General features: G+C 70.6%; 14 protein-coding genes and 1 pseudogene. All 15 read left to right on the top strand.

Annotated elements, in window-relative coordinates; genetic code table 11:
- Nucleotides 1-62 precede the first annotated feature (62 nt).
- Nucleotides 63-1499 carry a TldD/PmbA family protein gene (locus tag ACZ6TI_RS25875; protein ID WP_465347710.1) on the top strand — a complete coding sequence of 479 codons (1437 nt, stop codon included), beginning with the start codon at nt 63-65 and terminating at the stop codon, nt 1497-1499.
- Nucleotides 1496-2872, top strand: coding sequence for a TldD/PmbA family protein (locus tag ACZ6TI_RS25870; RefSeq protein ID WP_465347709.1), 1377 nt, complete (start codon nt 1496-1498; stop codon nt 2870-2872). The genes ACZ6TI_RS25875 and ACZ6TI_RS25870 overlap by 4 nt, the downstream gene beginning before the upstream one ends.
- Nucleotides 2873-3035: 163 nt before the next feature.
- Nucleotides 3036-3842 (top strand): hypothetical protein, encoded by an 807-nt coding sequence (locus tag ACZ6TI_RS25865; RefSeq protein WP_465347708.1) that lies wholly within the window; start codon nt 3036-3038, stop codon nt 3840-3842.
- Between the two features lie 11 nt (nt 3843-3853).
- Complete coding sequence (locus tag ACZ6TI_RS25860; protein ID WP_465347707.1) at nt 3854-5770, top strand: fumarate reductase/succinate dehydrogenase flavoprotein subunit; 1917 nt, start codon at nt 3854-3856, stop codon at nt 5768-5770.
- Entirely contained in the window at nt 5770-6780 is a 1011-nt protein-coding gene (locus ACZ6TI_RS25855) for a succinate dehydrogenase/fumarate reductase iron-sulfur subunit (RefSeq protein WP_465347706.1), read from the top strand. Before ACZ6TI_RS25860 ends, ACZ6TI_RS25855 begins: the two co-directional genes overlap by 1 nt.
- A complete protein-coding gene (gene crcB, locus ACZ6TI_RS25850; RefSeq protein ID WP_465347798.1) occupies nt 6777-7175 on the top strand; it encodes a fluoride efflux transporter CrcB in 399 nt (132 codons plus the stop codon). The genes ACZ6TI_RS25855 and crcB overlap by 4 nt, the downstream gene beginning before the upstream one ends.
- 8 nt (nt 7176-7183) lie before the next feature.
- A complete protein-coding gene (locus tag ACZ6TI_RS25845) occupies nt 7184-7537 on the top strand; it encodes a fluoride efflux transporter FluC (RefSeq protein WP_465347797.1) in 354 nt (117 codons plus the stop codon).
- A gap of 57 nt (nt 7538-7594) precedes the next feature.
- On the top strand, nt 7595-8209 hold the full coding sequence (locus ACZ6TI_RS25840; RefSeq protein ID WP_465347796.1) for an alpha-ketoglutarate-dependent dioxygenase AlkB: 615 nt from the start codon (nt 7595-7597) through the stop codon (nt 8207-8209).
- Nucleotides 8210-8487: 278 nt separating this feature from the next.
- A complete protein-coding gene (locus ACZ6TI_RS25835) occupies nt 8488-9267 on the top strand; it encodes an ABC transporter ATP-binding protein (RefSeq protein ID WP_465347705.1) in 780 nt (259 codons plus the stop codon).
- Nucleotides 9264-9980, top strand: coding sequence for an ABC transporter ATP-binding protein (locus ACZ6TI_RS25830; protein WP_465347704.1), 717 nt, complete (start codon nt 9264-9266; stop codon nt 9978-9980). The genes ACZ6TI_RS25835 and ACZ6TI_RS25830 overlap by 4 nt, the downstream gene beginning before the upstream one ends.
- 9 nt (nt 9981-9989) lie before the next feature.
- Nucleotides 9990-10868, top strand: coding sequence for a branched-chain amino acid ABC transporter permease (locus tag ACZ6TI_RS25825; protein WP_465347703.1), 879 nt, complete (start codon nt 9990-9992; stop codon nt 10866-10868).
- Nucleotides 10869-10873: 5 nt separating this feature from the next.
- Entirely contained in the window at nt 10874-11953 is a 1080-nt protein-coding gene (locus ACZ6TI_RS25820; protein ID WP_465347795.1) for a branched-chain amino acid ABC transporter permease, read from the top strand.
- A 1-nt stretch (nt 11954) separates the two neighbouring features.
- Nucleotides 11955-13250 carry an ABC transporter substrate-binding protein gene (locus ACZ6TI_RS25815; protein ID WP_465347702.1) on the top strand — a complete coding sequence of 432 codons (1296 nt, stop codon included), beginning with the start codon at nt 11955-11957 and terminating at the stop codon, nt 13248-13250.
- A 102-nt stretch (nt 13251-13352) separates the two neighbouring features.
- A complete protein-coding gene (locus ACZ6TI_RS25810; protein WP_465347701.1) occupies nt 13353-14108 on the top strand; it encodes an SDR family oxidoreductase in 756 nt (251 codons plus the stop codon).
- A pseudogene (locus tag ACZ6TI_RS25805) lies at nt 14027-14650 on the top strand (SDR family oxidoreductase); the annotation flags it as partial. The gene ACZ6TI_RS25810 and the pseudogene ACZ6TI_RS25805, both read left to right, overlap by 82 nt.
- Nucleotides 14651-14744: the final 94 nt, after the last annotated feature.

The following is a 14744-nucleotide window of genomic DNA, read 5'->3' as shown; positions in this document are numbered from 1 at the left end:
CCACGACGGACAGTGCTTCCCCGGTCCGCAAACTGTCAGAGGTCTCTCATAGGGTCGTGTGCATGAGCGAGTTCGACGTGGCGGGCGCGGCCGTGCAAGCGGCTCTCGACGCCGGTGCGCGTTATGCGGACGTGCGGGTCATGGTCCGGCGCACCGAGGCGATGAATGCCCGCAACGGCGAGGTCGAGGACGTCAGCTCCGACGAGAGCGCGGGCATCGGCGTGCGCGCGCTGGTCGGGTCGAGCTGGGGTTTCTATGCGGTGCCCGACCTCTCCGACGGCGCCGCGCGGGCGGCCGGCCGCCGGGCCGCGCAGATCGCCGCCGCCAGCGCGCTGGTGCCCGGGCCGCCGATCGACCTGGTGCCGACCGGCGCCGGCGAGGCGAGCTGGGCCAGCCCGTGCGAGATCGACCCGCTCGCCGTGCCGCTGTCGACCAAGGGCGACCTGCTGGTGCACGCCACCAGGGCGGCCAAGGACGCCGGCGCCGACATGGCCGAGGGTGTCTACCAGGTGTGGGACACGCGCAAGTGGTTCGCGTCCAGTGACGGCCACCGCATCGACCAGCACATCCGCGAGTGCGGCGCGGGGGTGACCGCGAGCGTCTTCGGCGACGGCGAGATCCAGCGCCGCTCCTGGCCCTCCCACCGTGGGCAATACGGCACCCGTGGCTGGGAGCTGGTCGACGAGCTCGCCCTGGTGGACAACGCGCCGCGGATGGCCGAGGAGGCCCGCGCCCTGATCACCGCGCCGCTCTGCCCGAGCGGCGAGACCACCCTGGTGCTCGGCGGCGAGCAGCTGGCCCTGCAGATCCACGAGTCGGTCGGGCACGCCATCGAGCTCGACCGCATCCTGGGCTGGGAGGCGGCATATGCGGGCACCTCGTGGCTCGACCTCGACCAGCTCGGCTCGCTGCGTTACGGCTCCGAGCTGATGAACATCACCATCGACCCGACCATCCCGGGGGCGCTGGGCAGCTTCGGTTACGACGACGAGGGCACCCCGGCCGCGCGGCGCGACGTGGTGCGCGACGGGCGCTGGGTCGGCGTGCTGGCCGGCCGCGACTCGGCGGCGATGGCCGGCCTGGATTATGCGGGCAGCGTCCGCGCCGACGGCTGGTCGCGGCTGCCGATGGTGCGGATGACCAACGTGGGCCTCGAGCCCGGGCCGCACACGCTCGACGAGATCATCGCGGCCACCGACGACGGGGTCTTCATGGACATCAACCGGTCCTGGTCGATCGACGACCGGCGGCTCAACTTCCAGTTCGGCTGCGAGATCGGTTACGAGATCAAGAACGGCAAGCTGGGCCGGATGCTGCGCAACCCGACATACACCGGGATCGGTCCGCGGTTCTGGCAGTCGATGGACATGCTGTCCAGCGAGACGGTCGCGTGGGGCACGCCCAACTGCGGCAAGGGTCAGCCCGGTCAGATCGGGCACACCGGCCATCCGGCGGCGCCGGCCCGGTTCACCGGCGTGCGGGTGGGGGTGCGGGGATGAGCGAGCTGACCACGGCCGGCCGGGTCGTCGAGCTGGTCCGGCGGCTGGCCGGCACGGGCGCCGAGGCGGAGGTCGCGGTACACCACGCGGCCGAGGCGCTGACCCGGTTCGCCAACTCGGCGATCCATCAAAATGTGGCCGACGCGACCACCACGGTCCGGCTGCGCCTGCACCTCGACGGGCGCACGGCGGCCGGCTCCACCACGGTGACCGACGCCGCCGGGCTGGCCGCGCTGGTCGAGCGCACGATCGCGGCCGCGCGGCTCACCCCGCCCGACGCGACCTGGCCCGGGCTGATCCGGCCGGCGCCGCTGCCACCCGGCACGGGCGAGGAGTTCGACGAGGCCACCGCCCGGGCCACCCCCGAGGAGCGGGCGGCCCGGGTGCGGGCGTTCGTGGACGCGGCCGGCGGGCTGGAGACGGCCGGTTACTGCCGCACGCTCTATCAGATCGCGGCATTCGCCAACTCGGCCGGACAGGCGGTCGAGGGCCGGGCGGCCTCGGCGGACATGGACTGCATCGCCCGCGACCACGGCGTGGACGGGGTGGCCCGGCACGCGGGCACCCGGCTGGCCGACCTCGACGGCGCCGCGCTCGGCGTGCGGGCGGCGGCCAAGGCCCGGGCCGGCGGTCGTGCGATCGAGCTCCCGCCGGGCCGTTACGCAGTGGTCCTCGAGCCGGAGGCGGTCTCCGACCTGCTGTCCAACCTCAGCCTCTGGGGGTTCAACGGGCGCGCGTCCACCCGCGGCGAGTCGTTCGCCGAGCTGGGCGCCGGTCAGTTCGACCCGGCCGTGACCATCCTCGACGACCCCACCGGCGACCTGCCGTTCGACCTCGAGGGCACGCCGCGCGCGCCGCTCACGCTGGTCGACGCGGGCACCACCAGCGCGGTCGCGCACGACCGCCGCACCGCGGCCGAGGCCGGCACCACCTCGACCGGCCACGCTTCGATCCACTCCCGCGCCTGGGGACCGATGCCCACCCACCCGCGCATGCTGCCCGGCGCGGCCGGCGCCGACTCGGACGCCGCCGCGGGCGGGCCGACCGCCGCGTCGGCCCGGCCACTGGTCGCGGCCCTGGAGCGCGGATTGCTGATCACCGATCTCTGGTACACGCGAGTGCTCGACCAGAAGAGCCTGGTGATCACCGGGCTCACCCGCAACGGCGTCTGGCTGGTGGAGGACGGCGAGGTCACCGCGGCGGTCGGCAACATGCGGTTCACCCAGTCATATCCGCAGGCCCTGGCGCCCGGCGCGGTGCGGGCGGTCGGCGCCGAGGCGATCCCGGTGCCGGACCGCTACTCCGGCCACTGGGTCACCGCGCCGGCGTTGCACCTGGCCGAGTGGAACCTCACCGGAAACGCGAGCGGCTGACCACGTCACCCGCCACAGGTGTGACAAACCGAGGGGAGCCTCAGGAAGAAAGCTCCGGAACCTCGGCGTAACGTGTGCCACACAACGCGGACGCCCGACGGCTGCGCTGACCGCTGCGCCCCCAGCACGGTCACTCATCGGGCGAGGTCAGGGAGATTTTTCGATGACGACGACGGCAACGAGGCCGGGCGCGGGGCAATCACGCGCCGCGATCGCGGCGAAGACGTTGCGCACCGACCGGTGGTGGTTTCCCCCGCTGGTCACCTTCGTGGGATTGGGCGCGTGGGTCACTTATGCGACCGTCCGTGTCTTCATGCACAGCAACTACTACGTCGAGGCATACCACTACCTCACGCCGTTCTATTCGCCGTGCATCACGAACCGGTGCGTCGAGGGGGCGGCCGAGTTCGGCACCCCGCTGCCGAGCTTCTGGCTGATCCCGGAGGCGGCCTTCACGCTGCCGTTCCTGCTGCTCTTCCGGCTGACCTGCTATTACTACCGGAAGGCCTACTACCGGGCGTTCTGGCTCTCGCCGCCGGCCTGCGCGGTCCCCGACGGGCACAAGAAATACACCGGTGAGACCCGCTTCCCGCTGCTCGGTCAAAACCTGCACCGCTACGCGTTCTACGCCGCCGCGATCATCTCGCTGATCAACACGTACGACGCGATCGTCGCCTTCCAGAGTCCGAGCGGCTTCGGCTTCGGGCTGGGCAACATCATCCTGGTGGGCAACGTGGTGATGCTGTGGGCATACACGCTGTCCTGCCACTCCTGCCGGCACATCGCGGGCGGCCGGCTCAAGCACTTCTCCGCGCACCCGGTGCGTTACCGCTTCTGGACCTTCGTGTCCAAGCTGAACACCCGGCACATGCAGCTCGCCTGGATCACCCTGGGCACGCTCGCGCTGACCGACTTCTACGTCATGGCCGTCTCCGCCGGTTGGTTCTCCGACCTGCGGTTCATCGGCTGAGGCTGAGGGATTTGACTGTGACCACGCGAATCGAACGACACCACTACGACGTCGTCGTGATCGGAGCCGGTGGCGCCGGACTCCGTGCGGCGATCGAGGCCCGGATGGCCGGCAAGCGGACGGCGATCATCTCGAAGTCCCTGTTCGGCAAGGCGCACACCGTCATGGCCGAGGGCGGCGCGGCCGCCGCGATGGGCAACGTGAACAGCCGCGACAACTGGATGGTCCACTACCGGGACACCATGCGCGGCGGGAAGTTCCTGAACAACTTCCGGATGGCCGAGCTGCATGCCAAGGAGGCTCCGGAACGCATCTGGGAGCTGGAGACCTACGGCGCGCTGTTCGACCGCACCAAGGACGGCAAGATCTCGCAGCGCAACTTCGGCGGGCACGAATACCCGCGGCTGGCGCACGTCGGCGACCGCACCGGCCTGGAGCTGATCCGCACCCTGCAGCAGAAGATCGTGTCGCTGCAGCAGGAGGACAAGGCCGAGTTCGGCGACTACGACGCCCGGATCAAGGTGTTCTCCGAGACCACGATCACCGAGCTGCTGCTCGACGGCGACAAGGTGGCCGGCGCGTTCGGTTACTACCGCGAGTCGGGCGAGTTCATCCTGCTGGAGGCGCCGGCCGTGGTGCTGGCCACCGGCGGCGTGGGCCGCAGCTACAAGGTGACCTCGAACTCCTGGGAGTACACCGGCGACGGCCACGCGCTCGCGCTGCGCGCCGGGGCCACGCTGATCAACATGGAGTTCCTGCAGTTCCACCCGACCGGCATGGTCTGGCCGGTGTCGGTCAAGGGCATCCTGGTCACCGAGTCGGTCCGCGGCGACGGCGGCGTGCTGAAGAACTCCGACGGCAAGCGCTTCATGTTCAACTACGTCCCCGACGTCTTCCGCAAGCAATATGCGGAAACCGAGGAGGAGGCGGACCGCTGGTACAGCGACCCGGACAACAACCGGCGCCCGCCCGAGCTGCTGCCGCGTGACGAGGTCGCGCGCGCGATCAACACCGAGGTCAAAGAGGGCCGCGGCTCCAAGTCCGGCGGCGTGTTCCTGGACATCGCGAGCCGGCTGCCGGCCGAGGAGATCCAGCGTCGCCTGCCGTCGATGTACCACCAGTTCAAGGAGCTGGCCGACGTCGACATCACCAAGGAGCCGATGGAGGTCGGCCCGACCTGTCACTACGTGATGGGCGGCGTCGAGGTCGACCCGGACTCGGGCGCGGCGTTCGGCACGGTCGAGGGTCTGTTCGCGGCCGGCGAGGTGTCCGGCGGCATGCACGGCTCCAACCGGCTCGGCGGCAACTCGCTGTCCGACCTGCTGGTGTTCGGCAAGCGGGCCGGCGAGCACGCGGCGGCATACACGGATGCGCTGGTCAAGCGGCCCAAGGTGGCCACGAAGGACGTCGAGACGGCGGTGGACGTGGCGCTGGCGCCGCTGAGCCGGCAGAGCGGGGAGAACCCGTACACGTTGCAGCAGGACCTGCAGGCGGTGATGGGCGACCTGGTCGGCATCATCCGCCGCGAGGGCGAGCTGACCGACGCGCTCAAGCGCCTCGAGGAGCTGAAGCTGCGGGTGGCGAACGTCGGCGCGATCGGCGGCCGCCGGTACAACCCGGGCTGGCACCTGGCCCTCGACCTGCGCAACATGCTGGTCGTGTCGATCTGCACGGCGAAGGCGGCGCTCGAACGCGAGGAGTCCCGCGGCGGTCACACTCGCGAGGACTTCCCCAAGATGAGCCCGCAGTGGCGGCTGCTCAACCTGGTCTGCACGCTCGACGCGAACGGCGACGTGCAGCTGGAGCGCAAGGCGGTGCCGAAGATGCGGGACGAGCTGATCGCGCTGTTCGACCGCACCGAGCTGTCGAAGTACATGACCGACGACGAGCTGGCGGCGTACGACGCCCTGACTGCGGAGGCGAAGTAATGGGCACGAAGCGCCACTTCAAGGTCTGGCGGGGCGACTCGTCGGGCGGCGAGATCCAGGACTTCGACGTCGAGGTGAACGAGGGCGAGGTCGTGCTCGACGTCATCCACCGGCTGCAGGCCACCCAGACGCCGGATCTGGCGTGCCGGTGGAACTGCAAGGCCGGCAAGTGCGGCTCGTGCTCGATGGAGATCAACGGCAAGCCGAAGCTCGGCTGCATGACGCGGATGTCCACCTTCGAGGACGACGAGACCGTCACGATCACGCCGCTGCGCACCTTCCCGATCATCCGCGACCTGGTCACCGACGTCTCGTACAACTACGAGAAGGCCCGTGAGACGCCGGCCTTCGCGCCGCCTGCCGGGGTCGCGCCGGGCGACTACCGGATGCAGCAGATCGATGTCGAGCGGTCCCAGGAGTTCCGCAAGTGCATCGAATGCTTCCTCTGCCAGAACACCTGCCACGTGGTCCGCGACCACGAGGAGAACAAAGAGGCGTTCGCCGGGCCGCGGTTCTTCATCCGGGCCGCCGAGCTGGACATGCATCCGCTCGACGCGCGCACCGACCGGAAGAACTATGCCAAGGACCACCAGGGCCTCGGCTACTGCAACATCACCAAGTGCTGCACCGAGGTGTGCCCCGAGCACATCAAGATCACCGACAACGCGATCATCCCGATGAAGGAGCGCGTGGTCGACAACAAGTACGACCCGCTGGTCTGGCTGGGCCGCAAGATCTTCCGCCGGGACCAGTTGGAGCAGCAACAGGGCGGCCCGGCGGAGAACATGGCACCCAGCAAGTCCGCCGGGGTCACCGGCGCCGCGGCTGGCACGCCCTATTCGAGCGCCCGCTCGCCCGAGCCGCCCGCGGTGGGCCCGGACGGCAAACTCGACGTGGCGGAGCTGCTGTCGCAGAAGGCGGCCGCTCCCTCCCCGTTCGGCGACGAGCTGGCGTTCCCGCTGCCCACCGACCGGATCAGCTACCACCACCCCGAGCCGGACAAAGACTGAGCGGCGGTAAAAAGCAGGTCCACGTCCTGACCGCGGTCGCGGCCGGTGGCGTGATCGGCGCCTGCGCGCGTTACGGGGCGGGCCTGCTCTGGCCGGCCGCCCCGGACGCGTTCCCGTGGACCACGTTCGGGATCAACGTCGTGGGCTGCCTGCTGATGGGCGCACTGATGGCGCTGGTCGCCGAGCGCTCCCTGGCGCGGTCCTTCCTCGGCACCGGCGTCCTCGGCGGCTTCACGACGTTCTCGACCTACGCCGTCGACGCCCAGCGCCTGTTCGACGCCGGGCGCGCCGGCACCGCCCTGCTCTATCTGACCGGCACCCTGGTGGCCGCGCTGGCCGCGGTCTGGGCCGGCGCCTCGCTCACCCGGCTGATCGCCCGGAAAGAGCGCCCGTGAACTGGCTGATGGTGATCCTCGGCGCCCTGATCGGCGCGCCCCTGCGCTACCTGGTGGACCGGGCGATCCGAGCCAGGCCGTTCCCGTGGGGCACCTTCGTCGCGAACCTCGTCGCGTGCACCGGGCTCGGCTTCCTCACCGGCGCCACCGCCGCGGTCGCCGTCCCCGCCGCCCTGCAGCACCTGGTGGGTCCCGGGCTGTGCGCGACGCTGAGCACCTATTCGGCCTTCTCCTACGAGACGTTGCGCCTGGCCGAGAAGGGCGCCGGGCCGCTCGCCGCGGCGTACGCGATCCTCAGCGTGGTCGCCGGCCTGACCGCCGCGTTCCTGGCCCACGCCCTGGCCACCGCGATCCTCGACTAGTCGCACACACGTGCTAAGTCGGCGTAGGGTGGCCGGGTGACCGCCTACCAGCCGTCGATGTTCGACCTGATGTCCGGGCCGGCCGTGGCCATCGAGCCGCTGCCCGGCCGCCTCGTGCGCCACCGGCTCACCGCCGGCGCCTGGGTGGACGTGCTGCCCGGCTGGGTGACCGGCTCGGACGCGGTGTTCGAGACCCTGCTCAGCGACGTCGACTGGCGGGCCGAGCGCCGCCAGATGTATGACGGCGTGGTCGACGTGCCCCGCCTGCTGCGCTGGTTCGGCGCCGACGAGACGCTGCCGCACCCGACGCTCGCCGAGGCCCGGCAGCGTCTCAACCGGCACTACGCGGACGAGCTGGGCGAGGAGTTCACGACCGCCGGCATGTGTCTCTACCGCGACGGCCGGGACAGCGTCGCCTGGCACGGCGACACTCTTGGCCGCTCGGCCACCGTCGACACGATGGTCGCGATCGTCTCCTTCGGCTCGCCGCGCAACCTGATGCTGCGCCCGCGGGCGGGCGGCCACGACACGCTGCGTTTCCCCCTCGGCCACGGCGACCTGATCGTGATGGGCGGCTCCTGCCAGCGCACCTGGGAGCACGCGATTCCGAAGACGGCGAAGCCGGTCGGTCCCCGGGTCAGCGTCCAGTTCCGCCCGACGGGCGTCGCCTGAGGTATCCCCATCGGTCGATCGATGGCGCAGAATGGGTAGCAGCGCCGAAACACGCGCTTAACAGCCTTCCGGGGCAAACCCCCTGCAAGGTGCCGTGATCATCCGACCGCAACCATCTCGTGATCGGCCAATGTTTCGGGCCCATTGACAAGCGGATGCAGGAAATTACACTCTCGGTGTAATAAGTTCCGCCACCCAGCGTCTTCCTCTGTGGACTCTGCGCAGCCTGCCATTGAGCTGCCCGATGTCCGCAGGTTCGCCTCAGAGCCGAGGTGCCGATGCCACAGCAGGACCACGACGACAGCAGCAGGGGCCTTTCCCTGAACGACATCGGCGTCCGCTTCGGCGGCCTGGTGGCCCTGGACGGCGTCTCGGTGCGGGTTCCGCCCGGGCGCACGGTCGGGGTGATCGGCCCGAACGGGGCCGGCAAGACGACACTCTTCAACGTGGTCTGCGGCTTCGTGGCGCCGACCACCGGCACCGTGACGCTGGACGGGCGGCCGATCCGACCGAAGCCGCACCAGCTCACCCGCCTCGGCATCGCCCGCACCCTGCAGGGAGTCGGCCAGTTCGCCGGCATGACCGTGCTGGACAACGTGCTGACCGGCACCGACCACGCGGCCAAGGCCGGATTCGCGTCGGCGCTGTTCGGCCTGCCTCGCTCCGATCGGGACGAGCGCCGGCTGCGCGAGGACGCGATGACCGCGCTCGACCAGTGCGGCGTCGCGCAATACGCGCACACCTATCCGGGCGGCCTGCCCTATGCGGTGCGCAAGCGGGTCGCGCTGGCCCGCGCGCTGGTCGCCAAGCCGCGGCTGCTGCTGCTCGACGAGCCGGCCGGTGGGCTGGGCGCCGAGGAGATCCTCGAGCTGGGCGCGCTGATCCGCGAGCTGAGCTGCGAGGTGCTGCTGGTCGAGCATCACATGGACCTGGTGATGGCGGTGTGCGACGAGATCCTGGTGCTCGACTTCGGCAAGCCGGTCGCGTTCGGCACCCCCGACGAGATCCGTTCGAACGACGCCGTGAGCGAGGCCTATCTGGGCGAGGTGGCCGCGTGACCGCGCTGCTCGAGGTCGAGGGGCTGACCGCCGGCTATGGCGCGGCGCCGGTGCTGCACGACCTCGCGCTCAGCATCGAGCCCGGCCAGATCGTCGCCGTGATGGGTGCCAACGGCGCGGGCAAGACCACCCTTTTGCGTACGCTGTCCGGCCTGGTCAAGCCCACTGCCGGACGGATCACCTACGACGGCGGCGACCTGCGCGCCATCAAGGTCGAGCACATGATCCGCCGTGGCATCGCGCACGTGCCCGAGGGCCGCGGCGTGGTGACCGAGCTGACCGTGGACGAGAACCTGCGGCTCGGCGGTCTCTGGCGCAAGGACAAGTTGGACGCCCGCAAGGCACTCGACGAGGTGTACGAGCTCTTCGAGCCGCTGGCCCGCCGCAAGCGTCACGCCGGGCACCAACTCTCCGGTGGTGAGCGCCAGATGCTCGCCCTGGGTCGCGCGCTGATCGGCCGCCCCCGGCTGATGCTGCTGGACGAGCCGTCCCTGGGCCTCGCGCCCCGGGTCACCGGCCAGATCATGACGCTGCTGCGCGACCTGCGCGACCGCACCGGGCTGACCGTGCTGCTGGTCGAGCAGAACGTGCGCAGCGCCCTCTCCATCGCGGACGTCGGCATCGTCATGTCGCTCGGTCGCGTCGTCACCCGCAACGACGCGGCGTCGCTGCGGGACGACGACGAACTCCGCCACGCCTACCTGGGTTTCTGAGGAGGACGGATGGACACTTTCATCTTCCTGACCTTCGACGGGCTCAGCCGCGGCGCCGTCTATGCCGCGTTCGCGCTGGCCCTGGTCCTGATCTGGCGCGCCGCGCGGATCGTCAACTTCGCGCAGGGCGCGATGGCGGTCGCGACGGCCTATGCCGGCTATTCGGTGGCGACCGCGACCGGGTCCTACTGGCTCGGCTTCGTGGTGGCGCTGGTCGGCGGCCTCGCGCTGGGCGCCGGCGTGGAACGCGTGGTGATGCGCTTCGTCGACCACTCGTCCCCGCTGAACGGCGTGGTGGTCGCGCTCGGGCTGGTCCTGGTGATCCAGGCGATCCTCGGCATGATCTACGGCAACGACTACCAGCAGGCGCAGCCGCCGTTCAGCCGGGACGCGTTCGACGTCGGCGGGATCGCGTTGCTCTCCCGGTTCGACATCTTCGTGTTCGCCGCAGTGATCGCCGTGGTCGGGCTGCTGGTGCTGCTCTTCACGAAGACCGCGGTCGGCCTGCGGATGCGGGCGGCGGCCTTCGCGCCGGACGTGTCCCGGCTGCTCGGGGTGAACGTCGGCGGCATGCTGACGCTCGGCTGGGCGCTGGCCGCTGCGGTCGGCTCGCTGGCCGGGATGCTGGTCATCCCCACCGAGCTGGGCCTGCACCCGAACGCGATGGACGTGGTCTTCATCTCGGCCTTCACCGCCGCGGTGGTCGGCGGCCTGGACAGCGCGATCGGCGCGGTGGTCGGCGGCGTGCTGGTCGGCCTGCTGCTCTCCTACGTGAGCGGCTACCTGGGCGCGACGGTCGCCCCGATCGCCGTGCTCGTCCTCCTCCTCGTCGTCCTGCTGGGACGGCCCGGTGGACTGTTCGGCTCGGTGAAGGCGAGGGCGGCGTGACCACGATGAAGGAGAAGAGCCAGGAGAGCGCTCCGGCGGTGTCCACGCCGCGGATCAAGACGCGACGGACGCTGCTGCGCAACCTCGCGCTCACCCTGCTCGCCGCCGCGGTGATCCTGGCGCTCACCTATGTGTTGCCGCCGTTCCGGAACTACCAGCTGGCCACGGTCGGCGCCTATCTCTGCGTGACCGCCGGACTGACCGTCCTCGTCGGACTCAACGGGCAGCTGTCGCTCGGGCACGGCGCGCTGATGGCGGTCGGGGCCTACACGCTGGCGATGACGCAGAACGCGCTGGCCGGGCGGGGGCAGTGGACGCTGCTGGTGGCGGCGCTCGCCGCGGTGGCGCTGACCACGGTGGTCGGGGCGGTGGTCGGGCTGGCCGCCGCGCGATTGCGGGGACCCTATCTGGCCGGGCTCACGCTCGCCGTCGCCGTGGTGGTGCCGGCCATCACCAGCACCTTCGACACGACCTTCAACAGCGACCAGGGATTCTCGGTGGCCGTCGACCCGCCGCCGCTGGCGCTGGGCTACAGCTTCCCCTATGAGCGGTGGCAGGCCTGGATCGCGTGGACCGGCGCGCTGCTCACGTTGCTGCTGCTGGCCAACCTGATCACCAGCCGATTCGGGCGCAACCTCAAGGCCGTCCGGGACGACGAGGCGGCTGCTCGGCTGGCGGGCGTCAACGTCGCGCGTACCCAGGTGTTGGCCTTTGTGGTCAGTGCGGCCTGCGCCGGCCTCGGCGGCGCACTCTTCGCCGTGCTCGCCCAGAGTGTCAGCCCGGGCGCCTTCCCTCTCACGCTGTCGCTGTTCCTGGTGATGGCGATCGTGATCGGCGGGCTGGGCAGCCTGGCCGGCGCGTTGTGGGGCGCGGTGCTGCTGGTGGTGCTGCCCGCATCCACCCATTCGCTCACCGACTCGATCGACGTCTCGGCCTCGGTCGCCCAGCGGCTCGAGGGCAACCTCCCGCTGGCCATCTTCGGCGTGGTGCTGATCGTCGTCATGCTCGCGTTCCCGGGCGGCATCGCCTCCCTCGGACGCAAACTCCGTTCCCGCTTCCCCTCGAAATCAGACAGAAAGGCCTGACATGACGCGTTACGCAAGGCGTGGGCTGGCCGTCCTCGCCGCGCTCACCCTTCTCACGGTCACCGCCTGCTCCGGCGACGAAGGCGGAGGCGGCACCACCGGTGGCGGAGGTGGCGACACCCCCGGCGTGACCGACACGACGATCACGATCGGCACCCACATGCCGCTCACCGGTCCCGCCGCGGCCGGCTACTCGAAGATCGCGCCGGCCAGCAAGGCCTACTTCGACATGGTGAACGCGGCCGGTGGCGTGCACGGCCGGAAGATCACTTACAAGATCATGGACGACACCTACAACCCGGCGACCACCCAGCAGGTGGTGCGTGAGCTGGTGCTGCAGGACAAGGTGTTCGCGATCCTGAACGGCCTGGGCACACCCACGCACACCGGCGTGCTCGACTTCCTCAAGACCAACCGGGTGCCCGACCTCTTCGTCGCGTCCGGCAGCCGCAGCTGGGACCAGCCGCAGAAGTATCCGGGCACGTTCGGCTTCAACCCGGACTACACGGTGGAGGGCAAGATCCTGGCCACCCACGTGAAGGCGACCCACCCCGGCAAGAAGGTCTGCTTCATGGGCCAGGACGACGACTTCGGCCGCGACGAGCTGGCCGGCATCGAGAAGGTCCTCGGCCCGATCGCCGACAAGCAGAACTACGTGACCAGCAACCCGAACGTGGGCCCGCAGATGGGCGCGCTCAAGGCCGCCAAGTGCGAGGTCGTGATGCTGGCGACCGTGCCGGGCTTCACCGCGCTGTCGCTGGGCACCGCCGCGAAGATCGGCTTCAAGACCACCTGGGTGGTGTCCAACGTGGGCTCCGACCCGACCACGCTGACCAAGTCGCTCGGTGCGGCCGCGCCGACGCTGCTCGAGGGCGTGACCTCGGCCTACTACCTGCCGCTGTCCAACATGGACGACAACCCGTGGATCCAGCTCTACAAGAAGGTCAACACCGAGTACGGTGGCGGCGCCGAGTTCGACAACAACATCGTCTACGGGATGTCGGTGGCGTACCTGTTCGTCCAGGCACTGCAGGCGGCCGGCAAGGACCTGACCCGCGAAGGCATCATCGCGGCGGTCGAGAAGAACGGCTTCACCGGCGGTCCGGGCATGGTCCCACTGCGCTTCTCGAAGGATGACCACTCCGGTTACGGTGGCATCCAGCTCACCAAGATCACCGGCGGCAAGGCGGCGTTCTTCGGCCCGATCTGGGAGACCGACGAGAAGGACGCGCCGGTCGCGGAGTACACCACCACACCGGCGGCGCCCCCGGCGAACGGCATCCCGGCGGCTTCTTAAGAGATCGCTTGCGGCCCGCCGCCGCTCGGGAGAGGGTTGGCGGCGGGCCTGCTTGCGGTTACTATTTGCATAGTCAGTGCAGAAACAATAGGGAGATCGGGCATGACGCAGATGACCGGCGCAGTGGCGATCGTGACCGGCGCGAGCCGGGGCATCGGATTCGCCATCGCCCAGCGGTTCGTGGCCGAGGGCGCCAAGGTCTGCGTCACCGGGCGCGACGCCACCACCCTCGAGACGGCGGTCAAGGACCTCGGCGGGCCGGAGGTCGCGATCGGGGTGGCCGGCAAGGGCGACGACCCCGATCACCGGGCCGCGGTCATCGACACCGTGGTCGGCCGGTTCGGCCCGATCACCACCCTGGTCAACAACATCGGCATCAACCCGGCGTACGGCCGCCTGCAAGATCTTGATCTGGGCGCCGCCCGCAAGATCATCGACGTGAACTTGCTGGGCACGCTCGGCTGGGTGCAGGAAGCGCTGCGCGGCGGGCTGTCCGAGAGCGGCGGCTCGATCGTGAACATCTCGTCGGTCTCCGGCGTGCGCCCGGCCCCGGGCATCGCGTTCTACGGCGTCACCAAGGCGGCGCTGATCCACCTGACCGAGGAGCTGGCGGTCGAGCTGGCCCCGAAGATCCGGGTCAACGCGGTGGCGCCGGCGGTGGTCAAGACCCGCTTCGCGACCGCGCTCTACGAGGGCCGGGAGGAACAGGTGGCGGCCACCTACCCACTGCGCAGGCTCGGCGTCCCGGAGGACGTGGCCGGCGCGGTGTCGTTCCTGTGCTCGCCGGACGCGGCCTGGATCACCGGCCAGACCATCGTGATCGACGGCGGCGTCACCCTCACCGGGGCCGTCCAGTGACCGCCCCGCAGCGGGTGGTCGTGACCGGCGCCGGTGGCGGCATCGGCGCCGCCCTGGCCCGCAGGTTCGCGGCCGACGGCGCCCGGGTCGTGGTGAGTGACATCGACGCCGCCGCGGCCGAGACGGTGGCCGCGGAGATCGGGGGTCGGGCAGTCCCGGGCGACGCCGGCAACGAGACGGACATCCGCCGGCTCGTCGACGTCGCCTGGGACGAGCTCGGCGGCATCGACCTGTTCTGCGCCAACGCCGGCGTGCTGTCCTCGGGCGGCGCCGACACCACGGACGAGGTCTGGCTGCGCGACTTCCACGTCAACGTGCTGGGCCACGTCTATGCGTCCCGCGCCCTGCTGCCCCGCTGGCTCGAGGCGGGCAAGGGCCACCTGCTGGTCACCGTGTCCGCGGCCGGCCTGCTCACGCTGCTCGGCAGCGCGCCCTACTCGGTGACCAAGCACGCCTCGCTGGCCTATGCGGAGTGGCTGCGGGTGACCTATGCGCACCGCGGCATCAAGGTGCAGGCGCTCTGCCCGCAGGGCGTGCGCACCGACATGATGATGCGCGGCGGCGGGCGGGGGGGGGGGGGGGGGGGGGGTGGAGGGGGGGGGGGGGGGGGGGGGGGGGGGGGGGGGGGGGGGGAGT

Source organism: Actinoplanes sp. NPDC051388, assembly GCF_055586225.1.
This window is presented reverse-complemented; position numbering and strand designations above follow the sequence as displayed.